At 57.2% G+C, this 23,888-nt stretch carries 22 protein-coding genes, 1 tRNA gene, 1 other RNA gene and 1 other annotated feature; of the genes, 5 read left to right on the top strand and 19 right to left on the bottom strand.

The features are described from left to right. Positions 1-297: 297 nt before the first annotated feature. The 6 genes from ACFFIY_RS07200 to ffs form a co-directional block, all read right to left on the bottom strand. Positions 298-561 (bottom strand): pro-sigmaK processing inhibitor BofA family protein, encoded by a 264-nt coding sequence (locus tag ACFFIY_RS07200; RefSeq protein WP_354199229.1) that lies wholly within the window; start codon positions 559-561, stop codon positions 298-300. A 125-nt stretch (positions 562-686) separates the two neighbouring features. Then, positions 687-905: a YaaL family protein gene (locus ACFFIY_RS07195; protein ID WP_354199227.1), complete on the bottom strand. Its 219-nt coding sequence runs from the start codon at positions 903-905 to the stop codon at positions 687-689. Between the two features lie 29 nt (positions 906-934). Beyond that, complete coding sequence (recR, locus tag ACFFIY_RS07190; RefSeq protein WP_354199225.1) at positions 935-1,531, bottom strand: recombination mediator RecR; 597 nt, start codon at positions 1,529-1,531, stop codon at positions 935-937. Positions 1,532-1,629: 98 nt separating this feature from the next. Next, positions 1,630-1,950, bottom strand: coding sequence for a YbaB/EbfC family nucleoid-associated protein (locus tag ACFFIY_RS07185; RefSeq protein ID WP_354199223.1), 321 nt, complete (start codon positions 1,948-1,950; stop codon positions 1,630-1,632). Between the two features lie 26 nt (positions 1,951-1,976). Continuing rightward, positions 1,977-3,812, bottom strand: a complete 1,836-nt coding sequence (gene dnaX / locus ACFFIY_RS07180) for a DNA polymerase III subunit gamma/tau (RefSeq protein ID WP_354199221.1) — start codon at positions 3,810-3,812, stop codon at positions 1,977-1,979. Between the two features lie 126 nt (positions 3,813-3,938). Next, an RNA gene (gene ffs, locus ACFFIY_RS07175) (signal recognition particle sRNA large type) lies at positions 3,939-4,204 on the bottom strand. A gap of 104 nt (positions 4,205-4,308) precedes the next feature. Here ffs and ACFFIY_RS07170 point away from each other — a divergent pair. Then, positions 4,309-4,401: transfer RNA gene (locus tag ACFFIY_RS07170), tRNA-Ser, on the top strand. A 168-nt stretch (positions 4,402-4,569) separates the two neighbouring features. Here the strand turns inward: ACFFIY_RS07170 and ACFFIY_RS07165 are convergent. Continuing rightward, on the bottom strand, positions 4,570-5,265 hold the full coding sequence (locus ACFFIY_RS07165; protein WP_354199219.1) for an HAD-IIB family hydrolase: 696 nt from the start codon (positions 5,263-5,265) through the stop codon (positions 4,570-4,572). Then, the gene (locus ACFFIY_RS07160; RefSeq protein ID WP_354199217.1) at positions 5,255-6,466 is read right to left on the bottom strand and encodes a glycosyltransferase; all 1,212 of its coding nucleotides are present in this window, start codon (positions 6,464-6,466) and stop codon (positions 5,255-5,257) included. Before ACFFIY_RS07160 ends, ACFFIY_RS07165 begins: the two co-directional genes overlap by 11 nt. Positions 6,467-6,663: 197 nt before the next feature. Between ACFFIY_RS07160 and ACFFIY_RS07155 the strand changes: the two genes are divergently transcribed. Next, positions 6,664-7,887, top strand: a complete 1,224-nt coding sequence (locus tag ACFFIY_RS07155) for a CDP-glycerol glycerophosphotransferase family protein (protein WP_354199215.1) — start codon at positions 6,664-6,666, stop codon at positions 7,885-7,887. A 120-nt stretch (positions 7,888-8,007) separates the two neighbouring features. Here ACFFIY_RS07155 and ACFFIY_RS07150 read toward each other — a convergent pair whose 3' ends face one another. From ACFFIY_RS07150 to thrC, 3 genes are all read right to left on the bottom strand, one after another. Then, positions 8,008-8,415, bottom strand: a complete 408-nt coding sequence (locus ACFFIY_RS07150; protein WP_376837220.1) for a GNAT family N-acetyltransferase — start codon at positions 8,413-8,415, stop codon at positions 8,008-8,010. Between the two features lie 67 nt (positions 8,416-8,482). After that, positions 8,483-9,382 carry a homoserine kinase gene (thrB, locus tag ACFFIY_RS07145; protein ID WP_354199213.1) on the bottom strand — a complete coding sequence of 300 codons (900 nt, stop codon included), beginning with the start codon at positions 9,380-9,382 and terminating at the stop codon, positions 8,483-8,485. Continuing rightward, entirely contained in the window at positions 9,382-10,458 is a 1,077-nt protein-coding gene (thrC, locus tag ACFFIY_RS07140; protein ID WP_354199211.1) for a threonine synthase, read from the bottom strand. The genes thrB and thrC overlap by 1 nt, the downstream gene beginning before the upstream one ends. 175 nt (positions 10,459-10,633) lie before the next feature. Between thrC and ACFFIY_RS07135 the strand changes: the two genes are divergently transcribed. After that, positions 10,634-12,004 (top strand): aspartate kinase, encoded by a 1,371-nt coding sequence (locus ACFFIY_RS07135; RefSeq protein ID WP_354199231.1) that lies wholly within the window; start codon positions 10,634-10,636, stop codon positions 12,002-12,004. Between the two features lie 488 nt (positions 12,005-12,492). Here ACFFIY_RS07135 and ACFFIY_RS07130 read toward each other — a convergent pair whose 3' ends face one another. From ACFFIY_RS07130 to ACFFIY_RS07120, 3 genes are all read right to left on the bottom strand, one after another. After that, positions 12,493-13,161, bottom strand: a complete 669-nt coding sequence (locus ACFFIY_RS07130; RefSeq protein WP_354199209.1) for a deoxynucleoside kinase — start codon at positions 13,159-13,161, stop codon at positions 12,493-12,495. Further along, complete coding sequence (locus tag ACFFIY_RS07125) at positions 13,158-13,796, bottom strand: deoxynucleoside kinase (protein ID WP_354199207.1); 639 nt, start codon at positions 13,794-13,796, stop codon at positions 13,158-13,160. Before ACFFIY_RS07125 ends, ACFFIY_RS07130 begins: the two co-directional genes overlap by 4 nt. Before the next feature lie 102 nt (positions 13,797-13,898). Continuing rightward, the gene (locus ACFFIY_RS07120; RefSeq protein ID WP_354199205.1) at positions 13,899-15,041 is read right to left on the bottom strand and encodes a glycosyl hydrolase family 18 protein; all 1,143 of its coding nucleotides are present in this window, start codon (positions 15,039-15,041) and stop codon (positions 13,899-13,901) included. Positions 15,042-15,179: 138 nt separating this feature from the next. On the opposite strand from ACFFIY_RS07120, the gene tadA reads away from it, so the two are divergent. Beyond that, positions 15,180-15,728, top strand: coding sequence for a tRNA adenosine(34) deaminase TadA (tadA, locus tag ACFFIY_RS07115; RefSeq protein ID WP_354199203.1), 549 nt, complete (start codon positions 15,180-15,182; stop codon positions 15,726-15,728). Between the two features lie 67 nt (positions 15,729-15,795). On the opposite strand, the gene serS is transcribed toward tadA, so the two are convergent. After that, positions 15,796-17,079: a serine--tRNA ligase gene (gene serS, locus ACFFIY_RS07110; RefSeq protein WP_354199201.1), complete on the bottom strand. Its 1,284-nt coding sequence runs from the start codon at positions 17,077-17,079 to the stop codon at positions 15,796-15,798. A gap of 65 nt (positions 17,080-17,144) precedes the next feature. After that, positions 17,145-17,357 (bottom strand) — a binding site (T-box leader). An 86-nt stretch (positions 17,358-17,443) separates the two neighbouring features. Then, complete coding sequence (gene pdxS / locus ACFFIY_RS07105; RefSeq protein WP_354199199.1) at positions 17,444-18,352, bottom strand: pyridoxal 5'-phosphate synthase lyase subunit PdxS; 909 nt, start codon at positions 18,350-18,352, stop codon at positions 17,444-17,446. Between the two features lie 55 nt (positions 18,353-18,407). Between pdxS and pdxR the strand changes: the two genes are divergently transcribed. Next, positions 18,408-19,832, top strand: a complete 1,425-nt coding sequence (gene pdxR / locus ACFFIY_RS07100) for a MocR-like pyridoxine biosynthesis transcription factor PdxR (protein WP_354199197.1) — start codon at positions 18,408-18,410, stop codon at positions 19,830-19,832. 44 nt (positions 19,833-19,876) lie between these two features. On the opposite strand, the gene ACFFIY_RS07095 is transcribed toward pdxR, so the two are convergent. The 3 genes from ACFFIY_RS07095 to ACFFIY_RS07085 all read right to left on the bottom strand — a co-directional run bounded on the left by ACFFIY_RS07095 (position 19,877) and on the right by ACFFIY_RS07085 (position 23,409). Next, on the bottom strand, positions 19,877-21,226 hold the full coding sequence (locus ACFFIY_RS07095; protein ID WP_354199195.1) for a serine hydrolase: 1,350 nt from the start codon (positions 21,224-21,226) through the stop codon (positions 19,877-19,879). 140 nt (positions 21,227-21,366) lie between these two features. Beyond that, positions 21,367-22,830: an IMP dehydrogenase gene (gene guaB / locus ACFFIY_RS07090; RefSeq protein WP_354199193.1), complete on the bottom strand. Its 1,464-nt coding sequence runs from the start codon at positions 22,828-22,830 to the stop codon at positions 21,367-21,369. A gap of 93 nt (positions 22,831-22,923) precedes the next feature. Further along, positions 22,924-23,409 carry a glutathione peroxidase gene (locus ACFFIY_RS07085; RefSeq protein WP_354199191.1) on the bottom strand — a complete coding sequence of 162 codons (486 nt, stop codon included), beginning with the start codon at positions 23,407-23,409 and terminating at the stop codon, positions 22,924-22,926. Positions 23,410-23,888 lie beyond the last annotated feature (479 nt).

Below are 23,888 nucleotides of genomic sequence, written 5' to 3'. Positions count from 1 at the left end.
ACTTTGTTGCTGGCATATCTGCTTGATATGTCCGAATCATGTGTTTCGTTCACCCGACGGGGTCGGGAGCCGGAAACAATTTTATCAGCGTTTTGCTGTTCAGTTTTCAAGGTTCAGTTCGTTGCCGCTTGTTGTCTTTGCGACAGCTTAATTATAATATCATGCTGTCTGCCAAGTGTCAACATCTTTTTGCATTTGTTTTTCTTTCTTTTCCTTCGCCTCAAAAAGCGACCTCCTTAATATACAACCTGCAGACGAAAAGTGCAACCCTTTTTTTCAGCTGTGCCTATGATTTACTCAAAGCAGTATGGACAGTGCGCAGACCGAGGCGATTCCCGGGATCCCCAGTATGGCGATGAGCAGTCCGGATGCCACATTGATCGGAACGAAGAATCCGATGAGACCGGCTCCCAGGTTCAGCATGAACAAGATGAGGAATGAGGCTGCGAGTCTGAACCAGAACACCGAGAGCTTTTCGGCAACTGTATAGAAGATCCGCTTGTTGCGGATACAGATCAATAGAACGAACAGCACAATCGCTGTTCCGACCGCGTACTTCAAACCGATCCCTTCCTTCTAAAAAATTCAACACGACCCACTGTATGCGGCCGCGGTTTCCTATATGCACGCCGTGGTTGCCCGTCCAAGCAAAAAGCCGGGCATGTGCCGCCCGGCTTTTTCTTCAATCACTTCATATGGACATTGCGTTCCCTGGCTTCCTTGAACAAGTAGAAATGCCGGCTCTCTGCGATCTGCCTCTGGACTCTGGCCACGCCTTCATCGTCGAACCGGCCGGCCTGCCGCTCGATCTCCCTTGCCTGCAGCCACTCTTCCCTCGTTTCTGCGAGAAGGCGGACCAGGCGCTCATCATATTCGCGTTTCAGTCTGTTTTTCCTTCTGAACATTCTCTTCCCCGCCTCGGCTTCTCTTGCCCTTACAGTTCCCTTCTGCCTTCGATCGCTTTCGAAAGGGTCACTTCATCCGCATACTCCAGGTCCCCGCCGACCGGCAGCCCGTGGGCAATCCGGGTTGTCCGGATGCCGGACGGCTTGATGAGACGCGAAATGTACATCGACGTCGCTTCCCCCTCGATTGTCGGGTTCGTTGCCAAAATCACTTCCTGGACGGTCTCATCCTGCAGCCGCTTGAGCAGGTCCGGGATGTTGATGTCTTCCGGGCCGATGCCGTCCATCGGCGAAATCGCCCCGTGCAGGACATGGTACAGTCCGGTGTAGTCGCGCATCTTCTCCATGGCAATGACGTCTTTCGGCTCTTGAACCACACAGATGATCGAGCGGTCCCTCGACGGATCCTGGCAGATTCGGCAGGGATCCGTGTCGGTGATGTGCCCGCACACCGAACAGTAAGTCAGCTTTCGCTTGGCATCGACGAGCGCACGGGAAAACTCCATGACGGTGTCTTCTTTCATATCCAGTACATAGAAAGCAAGCCGGGCAGCCGTTTTCGGCCCGATGCCCGGCAGTTTCATAAAGCTGTCAATCAGCTTGGAAATCGGCTCAGGATAATGCAATCTGTTCGCTCCTCCTCATCATTTTGAACGAAAGGAAGGACGGGCCGCACCCTTCCGGTGACGGCCCGTCCTGATTCATCTTGCAGAAAAACTCCGGATCAGAACATTCCGGGCAGGTTCATGCCCTTCGTGAACTGGCCCATCGTCGAATTGGTCAGTTCATCCGCCTGCTTAAGCGCATCGTTCGTCGCGATGACAATCAGGTCCTGGAGCATTTCCACGTCTTCGGGATCCGCTACAGTCGGATCGACCGTCACTTCAAGCACTTCCTTATGCCCGGAAACGACCACTTTGACCATTCCTCCGCCCGCCGCGCCCTCAAGGCGCTTTTCGCCGAGTTCTTCCTGGGCTTCCGCCATCTTCTTCTGCATCTTCTGCATCTGTTTCATCATGCCTTGCATATTTCCCATGCCGCGCATATCAATTTCCTCCTCAAGTTGTAATATCAGTCGTCATGCACATGAACTGCCTGTTTTCCGAACAGCTTCTCCGCTTCTTCAATGATCGGATCTTTTTCAAAAGCGCCGGATTCTCCGAGCAGACCGAGCGCCTCTTCCGCCGCTGCCTCGTCCGGATCCCGGCCATCTTCCGTCTGTCCGTCTTTTTCCTGCGGTTTTGCGAGGCCGTGCTCCCGGATGAACGTCTCCCGGATTCTCAGCCAATCCTCTTCCGGGACGAACACCGCTTCGTAGGCATTGCCGGTCTTTTCTGTGAGGAGCCGGCTGAGCGACGCCATAAAGTCCGGGTTGCCGGCGGCCATTCCGCAGTGGATAGCATATTTGAATTTTAACACAAAGGCATTGCCCGAGGCCGCCACCGGTTCCGCGTCATTCAGAAGGGCAGACTGTGATTTCTGCATGCCCCCGAGTACGGCGGCCCAGTTGGATTTGATCGCCCGGATATCATCCTTTGTCGCCCGGGAGAGAATGTCCTTGATGCGGCCTTCCTGTATATTGAAGCCGTTTTTGGACTTTGGTGCCGGGCGCCTCTGAGGGACGGCCGGCTGCGCAGCCGCCGGAGCGATTCCCTGGCCGGCGGTCCCTTCCCTCAGCATTTTTTGCAGATCAAGGACCGTCTGTTCAAGCCGCGCGACCTTCAGCTGAAGTTCGTCCGCTTCCGGCCCTTCCGCCGGTTTTCCGGCAGGGGCGGGCCCGCCGTCGGCCTGGATCATCCTGAGAAGTGCCGCTTCCAGGTAGACCCGGGCATGATTCGAAAACCTCATGTCCTGCCGGGTTTCGGACAAAATGTCGATAAAGGCGTACAGGCGGTTTTCCGCAAGCCGTTCGGACAATCCGGAAACGAGTTCCGGATCGGACACCAGTTCATACAAGTCCGGCATGTCCGGTGCGGCCTTCATGACGAGCAGGTCACGGAAAAACGTGACCAGGTCCTCCGTCAGCCGGACAACATCCTTCCCCTCCGAGACCAGCCTGTCCAAAATCGAAAGGGCGCCGGCTGCGTCTTTTTCCGCAAGGGCGAGACCGATGTCGCGGAACAGCTCTTCGCCGATCGATCCGGTCACCATGACCGCATCCTCAAGCGACACGCCGTCGCCGCCGAATGAGACGGCCTGATCCAGCATGCTGAGCGCGTCACGCATTCCGCCTGCCGCCGCCCGTGCGATCACTTTGAGCGCCTGCACGTCGTACCCCGCTCCGACGTCATCGAGCACCTGCTCCATCCTGCCCGTCAGGTCCGCCCTGGACAGCGGCTTGAAGTCGAACCGCTGGCACCGGGAAATGATCGTCGGAGGGAGTTTGTGGGGCTCGGTCGTCGCCAGGATGAAGACCACATGCGAAGGCGGCTCCTCGAGCGTCTTCAACAATGCATTGAACGCACTGTTGGAAAGCATATGGACCTCATCGATGATATACACTTTGTATCTGGAATTGGACGGGGCGAACCGGACCTTCTCGATGATGTCCCGGATCTCCTCCACCCGGGAGTTCGAGGCGGCGTCGAATTCGATGACATCCGTGTCGGATCCGTCCATGATCCCGAGGCAGGACGCGCATTGATTGCACGGCTCTGCGGAGGGCGCCCCGGCACAGTTGAGGGCTTTGGCGAAAATCTTCGCCGCGCTCGTCTTCCCCGTCCCGCGCGGCCCTGAGAACAGATAGGCATGGGTCGTCTTGCTTTGGAGGAGGGCATTTTGCAGCGTCCGTCTGACGTGCTCCTGCCCGCTCATGTCTCCGAATGTCTGCGGCCGGTAAGCTCTGTAAAACGCCTGGTACATTAGCTGTCCCTCCCCCTCTTTCCACCATTTTTCACATGTTTCCATTATACCACAGGAGAGGGCGGCACGCCTTTCCGATCTCCTGCTTTTCATGCCATCCAAACATGCATTCTTCCGCGCACAAAAAGGCCCGCCCGGAAAACCGGGCGGACCGTTCATTCATCTTTAATGCCGTGCACCTTTCTTCGACCGATGCACACAAGCGTTACTCCTGTCGTTGGCTCGGCTTAGGCTGCCCCGCGGCACATGGAGAAAACCACTTAATGCTGCTTCCTTCCGGACCTGACATGGTTCATGGGGCCCCATTGCGCAGGACCCAAACGTCAACACTACGTGCAGAAGGCAGGCCCTGCATGACAGCGGCCTCGGAAAGGGATTCAGTCCCGCTGGAGCGGATTGCGGGTTACAGGACACCGCTACCTTCCCACCTAGCACGGCATTTCTCATTATAAGGGTTCCGGGCCTGAAAATCAACCTCTGCGGACATTTCAATTCCGTTGACACGGATCATCCGGCCATGCTAAATTATTAAACGTGACTTGGAGGAGTACCCAAGCCTGGCTGAAGGGACCGGTCTTGAAAACCGGGAGGCGGGTTACACCGCGCGGGGGTTCGAATCCCTCCTCCTCCGCCATTCACAAAAACGCGCATAAATTTGAGATAGAAAAAAATCGTTGCATCGCACCGGCAGCGATTTTTTCTCCCCTGTTTCTGATTGAAAATTTAAAAGAACGGGAACTCATACAATAATGAAGCAGCCTGCATCCAGACGATGCAGGCTGCTTTTCATGATGCCCCAGTATCAGCCATGGAAATGTCGCCATGCCTCAAGGATGCCGCCGGCACATGGTCGCGAGGCACGGAACATTCCGTCCCCCGTGATGACCCCGGCAAGTTCCGGCTGGGCATTCGAAACAATCACCGACGGGTGTCCGATCGTCAGCATGTCCAGGTCATTTCCCGAATCGCCGGCGATCAGGACATCGGCATCGCCCGCCACGTAATGTTCCATCACATAGCGGAGCGCCTCACCTTTCCCGCCGCCCGCCGGAAGAATGTCCACGTCACGCCCGGAGCTGAAGATGAACGTATGGGCGATGCCGCCTTGTTTGAGGCGGGCGCGAAGCTCGTCCGCGGGCCCGGCCCCGTCACTGTGAAAGGAAACACGCCGGTTGTCGGGGAGTTCCTGGCGGCAGAGTCCCTCAATGTCCGCCGCCGCCCGCTCCACCGCTTCCGGCCGCCAGTCTGCCGACATCCGCTCCGACCATCCTTCATCCTCCTGCAGCGCAGGTCCCGCGAAGATGGCGGTGCCGACATCGGTCACAAGGAGGTCCGGCCTTGGCAGCCCCTCTTCTTGCATGAGTTCCTCGGCCGATGCCCGGTGCCGGCCCGTCACGTAGGCAAGCGCAACCGGCTCTTTCTCGGCCTCATAATAATTGAGGAGCTCCTTCAGGCCGTCCTCGTCACCGACGAGCGTTCCGTCGAGATCAGTCGCCAATAAACGCCGGATCTTCTGCACCGTGCAACACCTCGTAGATTTCATGGATGGTTTCTGCGATCGACGGCCAGCTGAACAGGCTCTTCGCCCTTGCCGAGGCCTGCCTGCCGAGCCGGTCCGCCAGTTCCTTGTTTTCTGCCAATTTCCTGAAAGCTCGGGACAGCTCTGCGGGGTTTCGCGAAGAAACGAGCAACCCGGTCCTTCCGTCCTGCACGACATCCTGCAGGCCGCCGACCTCCGATGCGATCACCGGGGTTCCGCAGGCCTGGGCTTCGGCCGCAACCATTCCGAACGATTCATAGTAGGACGGCACGGCAACCGCAGTCGCCTTTGAAAAGAGCGCGGCCAGCTCATCCTGTGACAGCGGGCCGAGGAAAGTCACATGCTCTTCGATCCCGTCCACCGCCCTGCGCAGCTTGGACTGGGTCGGCAATCCGGATTTCGGATCAATGTCTTCCGGGGCTCCTCCCGCCAGGATGAGACGGGCATCGGAACCGTGTCTCAGGAACAGGCGGAATCCACGGAGCAGCGTCAGGATCCCTTTCGTCTTTTCAAAACGGCCGGCGTAGGCAAAAAGCGGCTTTCCGGTCTTCTTGACGGCCGGCGCCTGCTCAAACGCTTCATCCACGCCGATCGAAACAACGGTGATGCTTGCCCGGTCTCCCGCAAACTCCAAGATCATCTCTTTTTCTGTCGGAGTGGTGGCGATCACACGATCCGCTGAAGCCAGGATCCGGCGCTCTGCCTCAAGCCGTTCTTCTTCCCGGTTGCCCGTCGCCTTCGCTTTGGCGACGCCGAGCGAGTGGGAAGTATGGATGAGCGGGATGCCGTATTCCTGTTTCAATGCGAGCCCGAGAAGGCCCGACATCCAGTAGTGGGAATGGATGACGTCGTAATCGCCAAGCGGAAGGACGGCTTTCATTTCGCGTTGGAAGGCGGGGAGCAGATGGACCATCTCTGTTTTCGGCACGTATCCTTTATGGCCGGCCGCAATCCGGATCACCCGGCATGAGTCGCCGAACGCTTCGATCCTCGGTGACTCTTCATCGCTCCAGTGGGTCACCACATCCACTTCAAGGCCCCGCTCCGCAAGGGCACAGGCCAGCTGTTTCACATAATTATTCTGGCCGCCTGATTGCTTGCCGCCCAGTTTTGCTAGCGGATCCCCATGGTCTGAGATGAACAATACTTTTTTGCACATTCAGACAACAACCCCTTTCACAATCTCTTTTCCGTGCATGACAGCTGAATTCAACCGCCGAAAAAATGCAGTTTAGTACTTTTGTATACCCTATTCATTAAATTTCAAACAAAAACTGGCATAGATTTTTAAAATTCGGGTATTCATATTAAGATAGAGAGACAAAAGAATGCATCCAAATAGAGAGGCGGGAGTTTATGGGACTGAAAAAAGTAAAATGGTATGAGCCGGCCCTCGTTGCCATCAAGGTGACCGCCGCACGCGCCTTGGCGCGCTTCCTTCCGTCAAAGGGGAGGCCGATTGTGCTCGTCGGCGGGAATCTCGGTGAAAAGTATGAGGACAATGCCTCGGTGTTCCATACATATCTCATGAAGGAACGCCCGGATCTCGACACCTACTGGCTGTATGACCGCCGGACGGATTATGTGAAGCGGGAAGGAATCGACAAAGCCATCCCCCTCGGCAGCTTCCGGAACTATGTGATGTTTTTCAGAGCGGACTACAGCTTCCACGGACATTCCATCCTCTATGACATCGCCCCCGGGATCGACCCCTACATCCACCTCAACAAGAAGACTGTCATGACCCATATCAGCCACGGCATCGAAGGGTTCAAGAAGATCCTGATCCAGCCCGAAGACGTTCCGCTCCTCCGGCGGACGGATTATTTCAACTGTGCATCCGACTACGAGCGGAACATCAAGCTGAAAGGGTGGGGCTTTCCGGAAGAGAAGCTGATCACCACCGGCATGGCCCGGTTTGACCGGCTGGAACCCGACAGCCCGGCACCCGAAGTCCAAAACATCCTCGTCATGATGACTTGGAGAGAGTGGCTGTTCGGACTGTCCGACGAGGAATTCATGGAGAGCGAGTACTTCCGCCGCACGGTCGGCCTGCTGGATGACCCGGGAATCAGGCGGCTCATCGAGGACCGCGGGCTGAAGGTCAAAGTCGCTCTTCACCCGTTCATGAAGCGGTTTGAGCCGGTCTTCAAATCGCTGCCGGGTTCCGACCGGATCCGCTTTGTAAGCTTTGATGAAATTTCCGTCAAGGAAGAAGTCATCCGGGCAGACATGCTGCTGACCGATTATACGAGCGTGTCCTGGGACTTCCTTTACCAGAACAAACCGATCATCTTCTACATGTTCGACCAGAAGGAACTGGAAGAAAAAAGAGGGACTTATCTGGACCTCGACGGAGACCTCTACGGCTACAAGGCCAAGTCGGCGGGAGAGGTCCGGACGCTTCTCGACAAAATCACGGCCGGCGCCAACACAAATCCATGGTACGGGAAGGCTCCGTATTACTTCGGCTATTTTGACGGCGAAAATTGCCGGCGGCTGGCAGACAAGGTCATCGGTCCCGTCCCCTCAGAAGACCGTCCCCCTATGATGGCAGGCAAGACCGTTCCGGCCGAATAAAAAAAGACGGCATGGCTGCCGGCAATTTGGCTCAACAAAATAGTTTATGTGCCGGAATGGCGGTTTAGAACCGTTTGGCCATAGAAAAAAGCGGAATCCCGATGGGTTCCGCTTTTTTCATTACTGCCCGGCCGACTGGCGGTCATAGTTCCGGAGAATCATTCCGTTCACCCGGTGCATGCCCTGCTGCTCGTAAAACGGGACGAGCCCGTCATCGCAACAAAGGTCAATCATATATAAGTTGCCGAGCTTTTCAATCATGCGGCGGACGAGTGTCTGTCCGATCCCCCGACCCTGCAGCTCCGGTAGCACTTCAAGCAGTGGGATGTAAGCCGACAGGACACCGTCGCTCACCGCTGTGATGAAACCGATCACCCGTTTTTCCTCAGTGTCTACAGCCAGGACCACGTGGCTGCTCTGCTGCAGAAGGCGCAGATGGGTTTCACAGTCCGGCGGATCCGGCCAGCCGGCAAAAAATCCTTCCAGCATGCCGGGGGTGATGTCTCCCGCATGGGTTTTGTATTCAATCGCCAATCCGTTTTTCCCTTTTCATGCTGTTTTTCGGGAACAACGGGTTTTTCAAAAATAAAGCTTTTTAAACCGCCACGGCCGCAGCCCCTTCGCCGGTTGCCCGGACGGCGATCGGGCGGTAAGCCGGAAATTCCTTCCCAAGGCGGGCGGCCAGGGCTTCTTCGGTTCCCGGTGCCGCCAGCACGAAGATCGACGGGCCGGCACCGCTCACCGCTGTGCCGAACGCACCTGCAGACCGGCAGTACAAACGAATCTGCCCGAAGTCCGGGAACAGTCCGATCCGGTAGGGTTCATGGAGCACGTCTTCCTCCATCATCAAACCGGCCGTCTTCCAGTCCCCGACCGCAAAAGCCGCCGCCAGAACGCCTGCCGCACTGCTTCCTTCCACGGCCTCGCGGTGGTCAATAGAATCCGGAAGAAGCCCGCGGGATTCTTCCGTGGCGAACGGCTTGTCCGGGACAAGGACGACGCCTGCCACGTCAGGCGTCGGAATATGGACGGTCCGGACAATGCCGTCCCGGTAATGGGACACTGTTGCGCCGCCCATGAGCGAGGCCACCACATTGTCCGCGTGCCCTTCCATGGCACTGCCGATCCGGACCTTTTCCTCCATTGAAAGACCGCTTCCGAGCAGCCGGTCCGCAATCTCAATCCCCGCTGCCACGGCGGTTGCACTGCTGCCGAGCCCCTTGCCGAGCGGGATGTCCGATCTGACGAAAAGCCTGCAAGGCGGCAGAACCAGTCCCTGTACGGCCGCCGTTTCAAGCGCGGCGCGGACGATCAGATTCTCCTCCCCCTCCTCAAGGGCGGTGTATTCGTCTCCGTCATACCGGACTTCCCACCGGTCCGCCGGTTCGGCGGAAACTTCCATGAACAGGGAAAGCGCAAGTGCGGCACAGTCAAAACCGGGGCCCAGATTGGCCGTTGTGGCCGGCACCCGGACGGTGAATGGCCCGCTGCCCATCAGACTTCCTCCGTATTCAGACCGCCGATGAACACTTCGAACTCTTCCTGTGTGATCGGGGCCTGTCCTTCATTCACCATGATGGCCGTGTCCGGATCCTTCAGCCCGTTGCCGGTGAGCACACCGACGACCGTCGAACCCCGCTTCAGCCCGCCTTCTTCGAGTTGCTTGCGAATGCCGGCGATCGTCGCACACGATGCCGGCTCGGCAAACACGCCTTCCGTCTCGGCAAGCAGCTTGTAGGCATCGAGGATTTCCTCATCGGTGACGGCCAGAATGTTCCCGTCCGACTCGGCCAGCGCCGCTTCCGCGAGCTGCCAGCTTGCCGGGTTGCCGATCCGGATGGCCGTCGCGACCGTTTCCGGCTTTTCCACCGGCGCGCCGTTCACGATCGGGGCGGCGCCCGCCGCCTGCACGCCGAGAAGCTGCGGCCGGTCTGTATTCATGCGGTCCGCGTATTCCTTGAAGCCCTTCCAGGCGGCCGAGATGTTGCCCGCGTTGCCGACCGGGAGCGCGAACACATCGGGCACTTTGCCCAGTTGTTCGATCGTCTCAAAAGCAATGGTCTTCTGGCCTTCCAGCCGGTACGGGTTCACCGAATTCACTAGCGCAATCTCATCACCGGCGGTTTCGCGGACCATCCGCAGTGCTTCGTCGAAGTTCCCTTCAATCGAAAGGATTTCCGCTCCGTACATTTTTGCCTGCGCCAGCTTGCCGAGGGCGATGCGGCCTTCGGGGATGACGACGACGGTTCGCATGCCGGCCCGCGCTCCGTATGCGGCCGCCGATGCGGATGTATTGCCGGTCGATGCGCAGATGAGGGCCGATTTCCCCTCCTCTTTCGCCTTGGCGACCGCCATCACCATTCCCCGGTCCTTGAAGGATCCGGTCGGATTGGTGCCTTCCGTCTTCACGTACAGGTCGATGTCCCACAACCGGGACAGATTGTCGAGCCGGATGAGCGGCGTGTTGCCCTCATGCAGGGTGAGCACCGGGGTCTCCTCCGTTACCGGCAGCCATTCCCGGTATTCTTCGATCAGGCCTTTCCAGCGCTTTGCAGTCGGTGTTTTTTCCATATTGACGCCACCTCCGGATGTATGTACACTATGAAGAAACAATTGTCCTTGTCACAAGGACATTATAAATGTTGAGGTTGACAGAAACAACCCCGTCCGTATATATTTTAGGACAATTCCAACTTGGTGAACACCTTTTGCGAACAAGAAATCAAAACAGATGGGACTTGATGAGATGAAAGTGTGCAAATTCGGTGGTACTTCAGTCGCGTCGGCACAGCAGATCATGAAAGTGGCAGGCCTCATCTCATCGGATCCCTCCCGTCGGATTGTCGTTGTCTCGGCTCCCGGCAAGCGGCATCCGGAAGACCCGAAAGTCACTGACCTCCTCATCCGCCTCGCGGACGCTGCGCTGGACGGCAAAGATACGGACCGTCTTCTCAGCGAAGTGGTGGACCGGTTCCGCTCCATTGCCGATGACCTCGGCCTCGCCCCCGGCTTTGCCGGCACAGTCGAACAGGATCTCCGGAGCCGGCTCGGAACCGACCGTCCGGATGCCGGCCGGTTTCTGGATCTGATGAAAGCGGCCGGCGAAGACAACAACGCCCGGCTGGTCGCCGCCTATCTCAACCAGATCGGCGTAGAGGCGGTCTATATGTCACCGAAAGAAGCGGGGCTGATCGTCGAGGGACCCGCCGGTGACGGTATGGCCGATGTTGCGTGCTACGAGCAGCTTTCCAGGCTGAAGGACGATCCGCGCGTCATCGTCTTCCCCGGATTTTTCGGCTTTACGAAAGACGGGGTCCTGTGTACGTTCGGCCGGGGCGGCTCGGACATCACGGGCTCCATCCTGGCAGCGGCGACCGATGCGGATCTTTATGAGAACTTCACGGATGTCGACGGGGTTTTCGCCGCCAATCCGAATGTTGTCGACCGCCCGGCGCTGATCGGGAAGATGACCTACCGGGAAATGCGCGAACTCGCCTACAACGGCTTCAATGTCCTTCATGACGAGTCGCTCATGCCGGCTTTCCTGAAGTCGGTGCCCGTCAATATCCGCAATACGAACAACCCGTCTGCACCGGGCACGCTCATCGTCAGAGAGCGCAACTGCAAAACCCAACCGGTCATCGGAATCGCGGCGGACAGCGGCTTCAGCACGCTGTTCGTCGACAAATACCTCATGAACCGCGAAATCGGGTTCGGCCGCAAACTCCTCGGCATCCTGGAAGACGAAAATATTTCATTTGAGCATACACCGTCCGGGATCGACAACCTGTCCGTCATCATCCGGAACAAGTTCCTCACGCCCGAAAAGGAAGAGCGGATCCTCCGCCGCTGCTACGAGGAGCTGAAAGTCGACCATGCCCATCTCAATTCCGACTACTCCATGATCGTCCTCGTCGGTGAGGCGATGCGACACACGAAGGGACTGGCGGCACGGGCGGCGATGGCCCTTGCCGGCTCCGGCACGAACATCGAGATGATCAACCAGGGCTCTTCCGAAGTCAGCATCGTCTTCGGCGTCCATAAGTCAGATGAGAAAAAGGCCCTGCGCGCCGTCTACGAAGAATTTTTCGTTCCGAGCGCCGTCCCCTCCTTTTGAGGAAGGAGGCCGGTGACTGTTGAACCGCCCCGCCGGATTGACCCGGTGGGGCGGATTTGTTGTGTGGATAGATGGATGGGAGCGGGATGGGTTGTCGTGAGAGGAACAGGGAAAGGGACGCCGGCTCAAGCAGGCCCTGCCTTCGGTGACTTTTCCCGTTTTGCGGGGGCTTGCTCCGTATTGGTGGTGTCCTGGGTGAGTGGAATCATAGGCGCCGTGAGTGAGCGCGTTGCCGGGGTGAGTGGAATCATAGGCGCCGTGAGTGAGCGCGTTGCCGGGGTGAGTGGAATCATAGACGCTATGAGTGAGCGCGTTGCCGGAGTGAGTGGAATCATGGAGCGACAGTGGCCAGTTCTCTGTATGATTACACTCAGAAGAAGAAATCCGCGACGCTCCTTACTCCGATTCTCCGCTCTTTACTCCAATCCCCCCGCTCCCACAAATCAAAAAAGAGCCGGAGGGAATCCGGGCTCTTTGGATGGTTCTATTCATTTGCCGAGAAGGTCGGCTTGTTTCATGAAGTGGCCCATGCGTTCGACGACGTCTTCGATGGCAGTCGGGTCGGTCATCAGGTCATAGTCCTTGATGTCGAGCCGGAGAACCGGGCAGGCGTTGAATGAATCAATCCAGCGGTTGTAGCGCTCGTACATTTCTTCCCAGTATTCGATCGGGGTCGACTGTTCCATCGGGCGGCCGCGCTCTTTGATGCGCCCGATGATCTGGTCGAATGAGCCTTCCAGGTAGACGAGCACGTCAGGATGCGGGAAGTACGGGGTCATGACCATGGCCTCGAACAGTTCGGTGTACGTGTTGTAGTCGACCGGATCCATCGTGCCCTTTTCGTAGTGCATCTTGGCGAAGATTCCGGTGTCTTCATAGATCGACCGGTCCTGGATGAACCCGCCGCCGTATTCGAACATCCGCTTTTGTTCTTTGAACCGTTCTGCCAGGAAGTAGATCTGCAGATGGAAGCTCCACTTCTCGAAGTCCTCGTAGAACCGGTCAAGATACGGGTTCGTGTCGACTTTTTCGTAGGAGGTCCGGAAGCCGAGCGAGTCGGCGAGCGCCCTCGTCATCGTGGACTTGCCGACGCCGACCGTTCCGGCGACGGTGATGACTGCATGTTTCGGGATATTATACTTTTCGCGTAGATTCATTTGCTGATGGCCCCTTTTTCAATGACCCGGCTGATCTCCTCCAGAATTTCCTTCCGGTCGACGCCGTTGCGGACAAAATCATACCGGTCGCCGCTGAACCGGAGAACCGGGATGTCCGGGTGGGCGGCTTCAAACCGTCCGATGAATTCCTCATAGTCTGCGGACAGCTGCGCAATGTATGCCGGGTCCATGTTCTTTTCAATATCCCGTCCCCGCATGGCGATGCGGCCCATGAGTGTTTCGAGGCTGGCATTTAAATAAACGATGACGTTCGGCATCGGCATATCCGCCGTCAGGATGTTGTAGATTTGTTCGTATTTTGCAAAGTCGCCCGGCTTCAGGCTCCTTTTGGCAAAGATGAGGTTCTTGAATATGTGATAGTCTGCGACGACCGGCTCGTTCTGTCCATGGATGGCCGTTTTGATGTCGCCGAGCTGCTTGTACCGGTTGCACAGAAAGAACATCTCGGTCTGGAAGCTCCATTCGTCGATGTCTTCATAGAATTTACCAAGGAACGGATTCTCATCCACGATCTCCTTGAGCAGCCGGAATCGGAACGTTTCCGCGATTTCGCCTGCCAGTGACGTCTTGCCGACGCCGATTGGCCCTTCGACCGCGATGAACGGAACGTGCATCCGGATTTCCTCCCTTTCTCTTGCTGTTCGACACTTCATTTTATCACAGGAATGGAATGAAAAATAGCCGGGTCCATCTTCCTGAAGAAGATGGAAACCGGCTCACAATTTTTTCACGTGGAACATTTCCGACAAGATCCGCCAATTCTGCGGGAACGGGAATGCCAGGTGCCAGTAGGAGATGCCCCGGAGTCCGAGTTGCTTCAGAAGGTCTAATTTCGCCTTGATTGAACGCGCATCCTCAAACCAGACAACATGTTCCTTGCCGTCCTTCCAATAATTGAAGAATGGAGCCTGTGCCTTCTCATCGTATTGGATGGCGGCATTCCGCTCCCTGGCTAGTGCAATGGCGGCCTGCGGACTGAGCGTGCGTGCCGGCGGATTCCCCTGCTTGAACGGCAGGGTCCAGTCATAGCCGTACAAGTTCTGGCCCATATGGACTTTATTCGCCGGAATGACGCTGACGGCAAACTCCAGCACGTCCCTTACAGGACCGATCGGTGAAACGGCCATCGGCGGACCGCCGCTGTATCCCCATTCGTACGTCATGACCACGACGAAGTCGGCAATTTTTCCGATTGCGGCATAATCATGGCCCTCATACCATTTGCCGGGCTGCTCCGCAGATGTCTTCGGCGGGAGCGCGACCGACAAGGTCAGTCCGTGCGGGGAAATGCCGTTTTTCAACTTCTGGAGAAAAGCCGTGTACTTTTCGCGGTTTTCCTTGCCGAGATACTCAAAGTCGACATGAACATCCTTTGAACCTTTTTCCTTGGCAAGCCGGACAATGTCGCTGATCATCTTGTCCTGTGCAGCCTGGCTGTTGAAAAGCGCCTCTGCCAGCGTATCGCTGAAACCGCCCTCTTCAATGTTGACGATCACGATGGCGGTCGCCACGTCCTGCCTGGCCGCCGCATCCCCGATGCCGCCCCAGTCGAATGTCACAAGAGAGCCGTCGCGCTTCACTTCGTAGGCAAACGGCATGATGTATGTCAGCTCTGGACCCCGCTTGCGGATTTCCTGCAGCAGGGAGGCGGGCGGCTCGGCCGTGTACCATTCGACATAGGCGTTCGTCTCGATCGTCCGCCTGTTCGGATCCGGCGTCTGCGGAATATAAAGCGCCTGGCCGACGACGAGCACGTCCGGGTCGGGCAGTTCATTTACCGCCGCAAGCGTTGCGGCATTCGTGTTGTACCGCTTGGCAATCGAGTACAGGCTCTCCCCCGATTTCACTACATGGATCATTCCATTCCTCCTCAAATTCGTCCGGTTCATCTTATGCAGCGCACCGGGGTTCCGTGAAGCCGGGCAGCCGGCAACGCTTCGGAAAACCGCTCTGTTCATGGTAAACTGGAGACGATAAAAGACAAAGGCGGGAACGGGATGGAAGAGAAAACTTATTCGGAGTCCGGCGAACCGGCAGAAGACCGCCGGTTTATGGAATTGGCCATCCAGGAAGCGAAAAAGGCCGAGGCACTCGGCGAAGTGCCGATCGGTGCCGTCATCGTCAAGGACGGCCGGGTGATTGCGCGCGCCCACAATTTGCGGGAACAGGAACAGCAGGCCACTTCCCACGCGGAGCTGGCGGCCATTGCGGAAGCCTGCCGAAAAACCGGCAGCTGGCGGCTGGAGGACACGGTGCTCTACGTCACGCTCGAGCCCTGCCCGATGTGCGCCGGGGCGATTCTTCAGTCACGGATCCCGCGTGTTGTCTACGGGGCCAGGGATCCGAAGGCCGGTTGCGTGGATTCGCTTTACCGACTGCTGGACGACTCACGATTCAATCACCGGTGCGAGGTGAGCGAAGGCGTGCTCGGCGAGGAGTGCGGCCGCCTCCTGACTGATTTTTTCCGGGCAATCCGGGATCGGCGAAAGGCGGAGAAATTGGCTGAACGTGAACGCGTGGACCGGGAAGCCTCCGGTGAGCTTTAAATCAAAATGAATCCATGAAAGCCCGCCGCCTTTATCAGGCAGCGGGCTTTCGGCACTCATTCAGATGTCACTTCGCAGGCACGATCCGTTCCTTGTTGCCCATGTAAGGACGCAGAGCTTCCGGAATGAGGACAGAGCCGTCTTCCTGCTGATAGTTCTCAAGCAGGGCGGCGACGGTGCGGCCGATCGCGAGGCCGCTGCCGTTCAGTGTATGGACGTACTCCGGCTTTGCCCCCTGTTCGCGGCGAAAGCGGATGTTCGCGCGGCGTGCCTGGAAATCTTCAAAATTCGAGCAGGAAGAGATTTCCCGGTAGACGCCCTGTGTCGGGATCCACACTTCGATGTCGTACTTCTTCGCGGCCGTGAATCCGAGATCGGCGGTGCACATCTTCAAGACTCGGTAAGGGAGTCCGAGCAGCTGGAGCACTTTCTCGGCATGGCCGGTCAGCTTCTCGAGCATTTCGTACGATTCCTCCGGCTTCACAAAATGCACGAGTTCGACTTTGTTGAACTGGTGCTGGCGGATGAGTCCGCGGGTGTCCCGCCCGGCGGAACCCGCCTCGGAGCGGAAGCAGGCGCTGTACGCCGCATAAGACTCGGGCAGGCCGGCCCCGTCCAGGATTTCATCTCGGTGGAAGTTCGTCACCGGCACTTCCGCCGTCGGGATGAGGAAGTAGTCCTCCTCCTCGATCAGGAATGCATCTTCCTCAAACTTAGGGAGCTGTCCGGTCCCGGTCAGGCTCGTCCGGTTGACGAGAAACGGCGGAAGCATTTCCTCGTAGCCGTGCTCATCCGTGTGGAGATCGAGCATGAACGCGGCCAGCGCCCGTTCAAGCCGGGCACCCGCACCCCGGTAAAAGACAAACCGGCTGCCGGTCGTCTTCGCGGCCCGCTCAAAATCCAGGATGCCGAGATCGGTTCCGATTTCCCAGTGGGGTTTTGCCTCAAAACTGAACTCAGGCACATCCCCCCACTTGCGGATTTCGACGTTGTCCTCTTCACTGTCGCCCACCGGCACGCTTTCATGAGGGATGTTCGGCACGCGCATCATCACGTAATCCAGGTTCTCTTCGACTTCGTGCAGTTCGGTGTCGAGTTCTTTGATCTTGTCGCCGACTTCGCGCATTTTCGCGATGGCCTCATCCGCATTTTCCTTGTTGCGCTTCATCTCGGCAATTTGCTGGGATGCCGCATTGCGTTCCGCCTTCAGTTCCTCGACACGGGCAATGAGTTCTCGGCGGCGGACGTCAAGCTCCCCGAACCGGTCAAAATCGGACAGATCCTCTCCCCGCTTCGCCAGCTTCTCTTTCACCTCGTCAAAATGAGCCCGGACATATTTGATATCCAGCATGTTCAGTTCCTCCTTGTTTGTCGGATCCGGTGAGGGGCAGACAGACAAAAAGCCCCCGTCCCCGAAAAAGGGACGAGAGCTTTTCCCGCGTTGCCACCCGAATTGGCTGCAAAGGCAGCCCGCTTTCATGGAATAACGGTCCATCCGCCGGCCGGGCCTACTGTTCGGTTCAGCCCGGCTGCTCAGGGACGGATTCACGGACATTCTTGCCGGCTCGCACCTGCCGCCGGCTCTCTGCAAAGAATGGCTCCGCTACTGCTTCCCCTCATCGACTCTGACTTTGAAATTAACAACACTGTACTACACCGGAAGGAAATTGGCAAGCTGCGCCTGTTTCCGGCTGCATCCGACCCGGCCGAACCGATTACCAGCCGCGTCCGCTCATGCGCTCTTCCTCGGCCAGCGCCGCAATTTCCAGGCCTTTCATCGGGGTGCCGATGTCCTTCGACAGTTCGCCGATCAGGGCATAGTCTTTGTAATTACGGGTTGCCTGGACGATCGCCTTTGCAAACTTCTCGGGATTGTCCGACTTGAAGATCCCCGAACCGACAAACACGCCGTCCGATCCGAGTTCCATCATGAGCGCCGCGTCCGCCGGCGTCGCCACGCCGCCCGCTGCGTAGTTCGTGACCGGAAGCCGGCCTTTTTCCCGGATTGCGAGCAAGATTTCGTAAGGCGCCTGCAGGTCCCGTGCCTCCACCATCAGTTCATCTTCGCTCATATTGACCACCCGGTTCACCTGCGCATTCACTTTGCGGAGATGACGGACGGCTTCCACGATATTCCCCGTGCCCGGCTCGCCTTTCGTGCGGAGCATCCGGGCACCTTCGCCGAGTCGTCGGGCCGCTTCCCCGAGATCGCGCGCACCGCAGACGAACGGCACGTCAAATGTGCTTTTCAGCAAGTGGAATTCCTCGTCCGCCGGTGTCAGCACTTCACTTTCATCGATGTAATCGACGCCGAGCGCCTCCAGCACACGGGCTTCGGAAATGTGTCCGATACGTGCTTTGGCCATGACCGGGATGGAGACGGCCGCCTTCACTTCTTCGATGATCCGCGGATCTGCCATGCGTGCGACCCCGCCAGCCTTGCGGATATCCGACGGAACGCGCTCAAGGGCCATGACCGCCACCGCGCCTGCCGCCTCCGCCACTTTTGCCTGTTCTGCATTGATGACGTCCATGATGACGCCGCCGTATTGAAATTGCATGTTCATCCCTCTTTCTTTGCCTTTTGTCTCGTTCCACTTTTCAGTATAATGAAAGATGACCATATTGAAATGACCAGTTTGGAACAAAATAAAAGGCCAGTTTGAACTGAAAGGATGGATGGACATGCTCATCGTACCGATTGACCGTGAGGGGGGCGAACCCATCTATGTCCAGATCTACGAAGGCGTGCGCGATAAAATCACGGACGGTTCGCTGCCGGTTGGCACGAAGCTTCCGTCAAAAAGGAAATTCGCCGACAACCTTTCCGTCAGCAATACGACGGTGGAACTCGCTTACGGCCAGCTGTTGGCAGAAGGGTACATCAGTTCCAGGCCGAGGAGCGGCTTCTTCGTTCAGGACGTCGGCGAACTCGCCTACGCACAGCCGCTGAAACCCGCGCCTGTCTTGCCGGCAACCTCCGGGCAACCGGGGGAAACAAAGGAATACGTGTTTGATTTCTCCCCCGGGCGGATCGATACGGAGGCTTTTCCGTTCGATGCCTGGCGCAAGCAGGCAAAATCGGTCATCGATGAGTCGTCGGCGGACCTGCTCCTCCTCGGACCCCCGACCGGAGAACCGGAACTCAGGCAGGAGATCGCCCTGTACCTGAACCACTCCCGGGGTGTCGCCTGCACGGCGGAGCAGATCATCATCGGTTCCGGTACCGAACAGCTCATGCCTCTCGTCATCCGGCTTCTCGGCGGAGACACCGTCTATGCCATCGAGGATCCGGGCTATCCGCTCACCCACCACATCTTCCGTCAGAACGACCGCAGGGCCGTCCCCGTGCCGGTCGATGAGGAAGGCATCAACGTCCGCCTGCTCGGAGAGTCCGGCGCCGATGCGGCCTATGTGACCCCTGCCCACCAGTTCCCGACGGGTGCCGTCCTGTCCGCCAACCGGCGCAGCCAGTTGCTGGCCTGGGCTGCAGAGGCGACCGGACGCTATGTGATCGAAGATGACTACGACAGCGAATTCCGCTATGGCGGCATCCCCGTCCCCGCACTTCAGGGCATGGACCGGCACGGACGGGTCCTGTACATCAGCACCTTTTCAAAATCGCTCATGCCTTCGCTCCGGATCGCCTACATGGTGCTGCCCAGGCAGCTGGTCCCCCGCTACACCGAACTGTTCGACCATTACGCATCCACGGTGCCGAGGTTTGATCAGCATATTCTTGCCGGCTTCATGCGGGACGGTTCCTTCTCCCGCCATCTGAACCGGATGAGGAAAGTGTACCGGCGCAAATACACGGCACTCACGGCGGCGCTTGCCTCCTACAGAGAGACGGTTGCCTTTGAAGAAAGCCAGGCGGGCATGCATCTCCGGCTCGCTGTCCGGACGGAACGGACGGAGGAAGAGCTCGTCAGCCTGGCTGCCGCTGCCGGCATCCGCGTCCAGTCTGCCGGATCCTATTCCGTCAATCCAAAACCAAAGGAAGGAATCGCCGAAATCGTGCTCGGCTTCGGCGGCATTCCTGCACAGGAAATCCCTGACGCCATCCGGCAGCTCATGCACTGCTGGTGGATTGGACGGACATGAAAAAGACGGGAAGGCCCGATGCCTTCCCGTCTTTGCATTTATTTTCAGAACAGCCCTTTGACGAAGTCGGTGGATTTGTTCCATACTCCGGAGAAGAAGTCCCCGATTGCCTGAAGGGTCAGCTTGAACCAGCCGGCTTTTTCCACTTTCTCGAGCGTGACGACATCCGCCCCGAGCTCTCCGCCCTGAACGAAGCCGTAAACTGGCCCGCCGTCTTTGCGGACGATGTCTGCCTTGCCGACGACGGTGCCTTTTTTCACCGGTGCTTCGAGGCTGCCGTCTTTCAGCTTGGTTTCATCCTTCGTGAACTTGACGTCATATTCATCTTGGTCCGTTGTTTGGACAAGCATGGAGAACGGCTTTTCGACGCCGATCTTCACTTGCTTTTCTTTGCCTTTTTTCACAGGAACCGTTTTATTGCCCTTGAACTGATGGGCGGCCGGGAAGATCTCTTTTTCGGAGAACTGGTTGAAGCCGTATTCAAACAGCGTCTTGGCCGCGTCAAAGCGGGCTTTGTAGGAACCGTTGCCTTTGTCGTCCACCGCTTTCATGACGACCGCGATCAGACGGGTGTCCCCGCGCTTCGCCGTCCCCGTGAAGCAGTGCCCGGCAAACTCGGTCGTGCCGGTTTTCAGGCCGTCCACACCTTCGTATGCAAAGACAAAGCCCGGAAGCATGAAGTTCCAGTTATCCATCTTGATCGCATCATCTGTTCCCTCGCGGAAAATCTTCGTCGGCACGCTCGTCGTATCGAGCACTTCCGGATAATCTTTGAGCAGGCGGTAGGCAAGAAGCGCCACTGATTTGGCCGGCATGACGTTCTCATCTTTGTCCCCGGTGCCTTCCGGGTGCATGCCGTGCAGATGCTCATTGTTCAGTCCCGTCGAGTTGACGAACGTATAGCCTTCAAGTCCGAGTTCCGCAGCCTTGTCGTTCATCATCTTCACGAATTTCGTTTCGGAACCGGCAATCGTCTCTGCGATTCCGATGGTGGCGGCGTTTGCCGAATAGATGGCCAGCGCCTCATACAGCTCACGGATCGTATACTTCTCGCCGAGACGCAGCGGGACGTTGCTCAGCTGGCGGTCCTGAGAAACCTTGTACGTGTAATCAGTCACCGTGTATTCCTGGTCCCATGAAACCTTGCCTTCTTTGATCGCTTCAAACAGCAGGTATTCCGTCATCATTTTCGACATGCTGGCGATGCCGAGCGGTGATTCCGCGTTTTGTTCGTACAGGATCTGTCCGGTGTCCGCATTAATCAGAATGGCAGCGTCCACATGCAGGCCGAGATCTTCGGCGGCTTGGGCGGTATGGGGTGTTGCCAATATGGTCATCATCAGAACCGGAATGATCATGAGGATCACAGCCGTCTTTTTCCACAACTTTTTCAAACTCTTTCCCTCCGAATATATCTGTTTATCAACCGCTTCATTTTACCATAGAACGTACCGCATCGCCCCGGGTTCCCGCAAAAAAAAGCCTTTCCGCCCGGTTTGGGATGGAAAGGCATGCAGTTTGGCCCAGTGGCCGGTTACATTGAGTAGTTCGGTGCTTCTTTCGTGATTTGGATATCGTGCGGGTGGCTTTCCCTCAGGCCCGCCCCGGTCATGCGGATGAACTGGGCCTCTTCGCGGAGAGCCTGCAGGTCTTTGGCACCACAGTAGCCCATGCCTGCCCGGATGCCGCCGACCAGCTGATGGATCGTGTCTGCGAGCGGTCCCTTGTATGGGAGGCGCCCTTCAATGCCTTCGGGAACGAGTTTCTTCGCATCCTCCTGGAAATACCGGTCTTTCGAACCGTGTTCCATGGAAGCGACGGAACCCATGCCGCGATAGACTTTAAAGCGGCGGCCCTGGAAGATCTCCGTTTCGCCAGGGCTTTCTGAAGTGCCGGCAAGGAGGCTGCCGAGCATGACGACATGTCCGCCCGCTGCAAGCGCTTTGACGATATCGCCGGAGTATTTGATGCCGCCGTCCGCGATGATCGCCTTGCCCTGTTTGCGCGCTTCGGTTGCGCAATCATAGACTGCCGTGATCTGAGGGACACCAACACCTGCCACAACGCGTGTCGTGCAGATGGAGCCCGGACCGATGCCGACCTTCACCACGTCCACGCCGGCTTCATAAAGGGCTCTTGCACCTTCTGCGGTGGCGACGTTGCCGGCGATGATGTCGAGTTCCGGATAAGCCTCCCGGATCTCCCTGACCGTGTCCAGGACGCCTTTGGAATGACCATGTGCCGTGTCGATGACGATCACATCGACTTCTGCCTTCACCAGCTGCTCGAGCCGGACCATCGTATCCGAAGTGACGCCGACCGCCGCGCCGACGAGCAGACGTCCGTGCGAGTCTTTGGCCGCCTTCGGGAACTCGATGACTTTCTCGATGTCCTTGATCGTAATGAGGCCCTTGAGGATTCCTTCTTCGTCCACAATCGGAAGTTTTTCAATTTTATACTGCTGGAGAATCTTTTCGGCTTCGTCAAGCGTGGTGCCGACCGGAGCCGTCACCAGATTTTCCTTGGTCATGAAATCATTGATCTGCCCCGAGTAGTCTTCAATGAAGCGCATGTCCCGGTTTGTAATGATACCCACCAGTTTCAGGTCTTCTTCATTGTTGACGATCGGTACACCGGAGATCCGGTATTTGCCCATCAGATGCTCGGCATCAAACACCTGATGCTCCGGAGTGAGATAGAACGGATTCGTGATGACACCGTTCTCCGAGCGCTTGACCTGTTCCACCTGCTCGGCCTGGTCCTCGATGCTCATGTTCTTGTGAATGATCCCGAGACCGCCCTGCCGTGCCATGGAAATCGCCATCTTCGCTTCAGTGACCGTGTCCATCCCGGCACTGATGATCGGGAGATTGAGCGTGATCTTGTCCGTCAGACGAACGGAAAGGTCCACTTCTTTCGGCAATACTTCTGATGCAGCCGGAACGAGCAGCACATCGTCAAATGTCAGGCCTTCTTTGGCAAACTTCGTCTCCCACATGTTGATTCCGCCCCCATATCGCTGAATATTATTGTAAGGTTAACAACGGGTGATAAGACTGTCAAGAAACAGAGTGAAGAAAAAGTATTCCCATTATTCCCGGATCAGTTTCATGACATCGCTCTTAATTTTTTCAGGCTTGGTCTGAGGTGCGTAACGCTCCAGGGGGCGGCCATCCCGGCCGATGAGGAATTTCGTGAAGTTCCACTTGATCTCTCCTCCGAGGATTCCTTTCTTTTCGGTGGTGAGGAACTTGAAAAGCGGATCCGCCTCGGCCCCCTTCACATCGATTTTGGCGAACATCGGAAAGGAAACCCCGTAGTTCACCTGACAAAACTCCAGTGTCTCCTGAATGTCGCCGAACTCCTGATTCATGAACTGGTCACACGGAAAGCCGAGCACCGTAAATCCGTCGTCTTTGAACTCCTCATAAAGGCTCTGCAAGCCTTCAAACTGCGGAGTGAAACCACATTTGCTGGCCGTATTCACGATGAGGACGACTTTTCCTTCAAAATCACTGAGCGGCTGCTCCCCGCCTTGTGCTTTTTTCGCGCTGAACCCGTAAATGGTTTCTGCCATTTCGTCACACTCCTTTCATTTCTATTACCGTAACCCGCAGATGGCCGGCTCCGCAAAGGAAACGACGCGCACAGACTATCAAAGCGGGATAAAAACAATGTTTTGGAGCGTAGGAGATCAGATGGATGGTTAGAGGGAAGATCCGTACGACTCCAGGCCGTACGCGTACGGTTCGAGGGGAGATCCGTATGACTCGCCCTGGCGAGTGGGTGTTTCCCTCTTGGAAAGTGGAACCCGTGCGACTCAGAGCCGGATCCGTACGGTTCAAGGGGAGATCCGTACGACTCGGGGCCGGATCCGTACGACTCGCCCTGGAGGGCGGAAATTTCCCTCGTGGAAAGTGGAACCCGTACGACTCATAGCCCGGATGCGTCCGGTTCAAGGGGAGATCCGTACGACGCATCCGGATTCCCCTTTTTTACAGCACAAAAAAACCGCCTCCATAGGGAGACGGCTTTGTGCCCAGCGGCGTCCTACTC

This window comes from Bhargavaea ullalensis (genome assembly GCF_042432615.1).
Taxonomy (GTDB): Bacteria; Bacillota; Bacilli; order Bacillales_A; family Planococcaceae; genus Bhargavaea; species Bhargavaea ullalensis.
The sequence above is the reverse complement of the archived record's forward strand: the minus strand, read 5'-3'. Positions and strand labels throughout refer to the sequence as shown.

What these genes read in the sequence shown, in the direction of transcription:
- pdxS (WP_354199199.1), bottom strand. Translation starts at nt 18,352, where the DNA reads ATGGTCATCTTTCATTATACTGAAAAGTGGAACGAGACAAAAGGCAAA.
- ACFFIY_RS07120 (WP_354199205.1), bottom strand. Translation starts at nt 15,041, where the DNA reads ATGATCCATGTAGTGAAATCGGGGGAGAGCCTGTACTCGATTGCCAAG.
- ACFFIY_RS07130 (WP_354199209.1), bottom strand. Translation starts at nt 13,161, where the DNA reads ATGAATCTACGCGAAAAGTATAATATCCCGAAACATGCAGTCATCACC.
- dnaX (WP_354199221.1), bottom strand. Translation starts at nt 3,812, where the DNA reads ATGGAAACATGTGAAAAATGGTGGAAAGAGGGGGAGGGACAGCTAATG.
- guaB (WP_354199193.1), bottom strand. Translation starts at nt 22,830, where the DNA reads ATGTGGGAGACGAAGTTTGCCAAAGAAGGCCTGACATTTGACGATGTG.
- thrB (WP_354199213.1), bottom strand. Translation starts at nt 9,382, where the DNA reads ATGGGCAGCGGGCCATTCACCGTCCGGGTGCCGGCCACAACGGCCAAT.
- ACFFIY_RS07195 (WP_354199227.1), bottom strand. Translation starts at nt 905, where the DNA reads ATGTTCAGAAGGAAAAACAGACTGAAACGCGAATATGATGAGCGCCTG.
- thrC (WP_354199211.1), bottom strand. Translation starts at nt 10,458, where the DNA reads ATGGAAAAAACACCGACTGCAAAGCGCTGGAAAGGCCTGATCGAAGAA.
- ACFFIY_RS07085 (WP_354199191.1), bottom strand. Translation starts at nt 23,409, where the DNA reads ATGGCAGAAACCATTTACGGGTTCAGCGCGAAAAAAGCACAAGGCGGG.
- ACFFIY_RS07125 (WP_354199207.1), bottom strand. Translation starts at nt 13,796, where the DNA reads ATGCACGTTCCGTTCATCGCGGTCGAAGGGCCAATCGGCGTCGGCAAG.
- ACFFIY_RS07160 (WP_354199217.1), bottom strand. Translation starts at nt 6,466, where the DNA reads ATGTGCAAAAAAGTATTGTTCATCTCAGACCATGGGGATCCGCTAGCA.
- ACFFIY_RS07185 (WP_354199223.1), bottom strand. Translation starts at nt 1,950, where the DNA reads ATGCGCGGCATGGGAAATATGCAAGGCATGATGAAACAGATGCAGAAG.
- tadA (WP_354199203.1), top strand. Translation starts at nt 15,180, where the DNA reads ATGGAAGAGAAAACTTATTCGGAGTCCGGCGAACCGGCAGAAGACCGC.
- pdxR (WP_354199197.1), top strand. Translation starts at nt 18,408, where the DNA reads ATGGACATGCTCATCGTACCGATTGACCGTGAGGGGGGCGAACCCATC.
- ACFFIY_RS07135 (WP_354199231.1), top strand. Translation starts at nt 10,634, where the DNA reads ATGAAAGTGTGCAAATTCGGTGGTACTTCAGTCGCGTCGGCACAGCAG.
- serS (WP_354199201.1), bottom strand. Translation starts at nt 17,079, where the DNA reads ATGCTGGATATCAAATATGTCCGGGCTCATTTTGACGAGGTGAAAGAG.
- ACFFIY_RS07155 (WP_354199215.1), top strand. Translation starts at nt 6,664, where the DNA reads ATGGGACTGAAAAAAGTAAAATGGTATGAGCCGGCCCTCGTTGCCATC.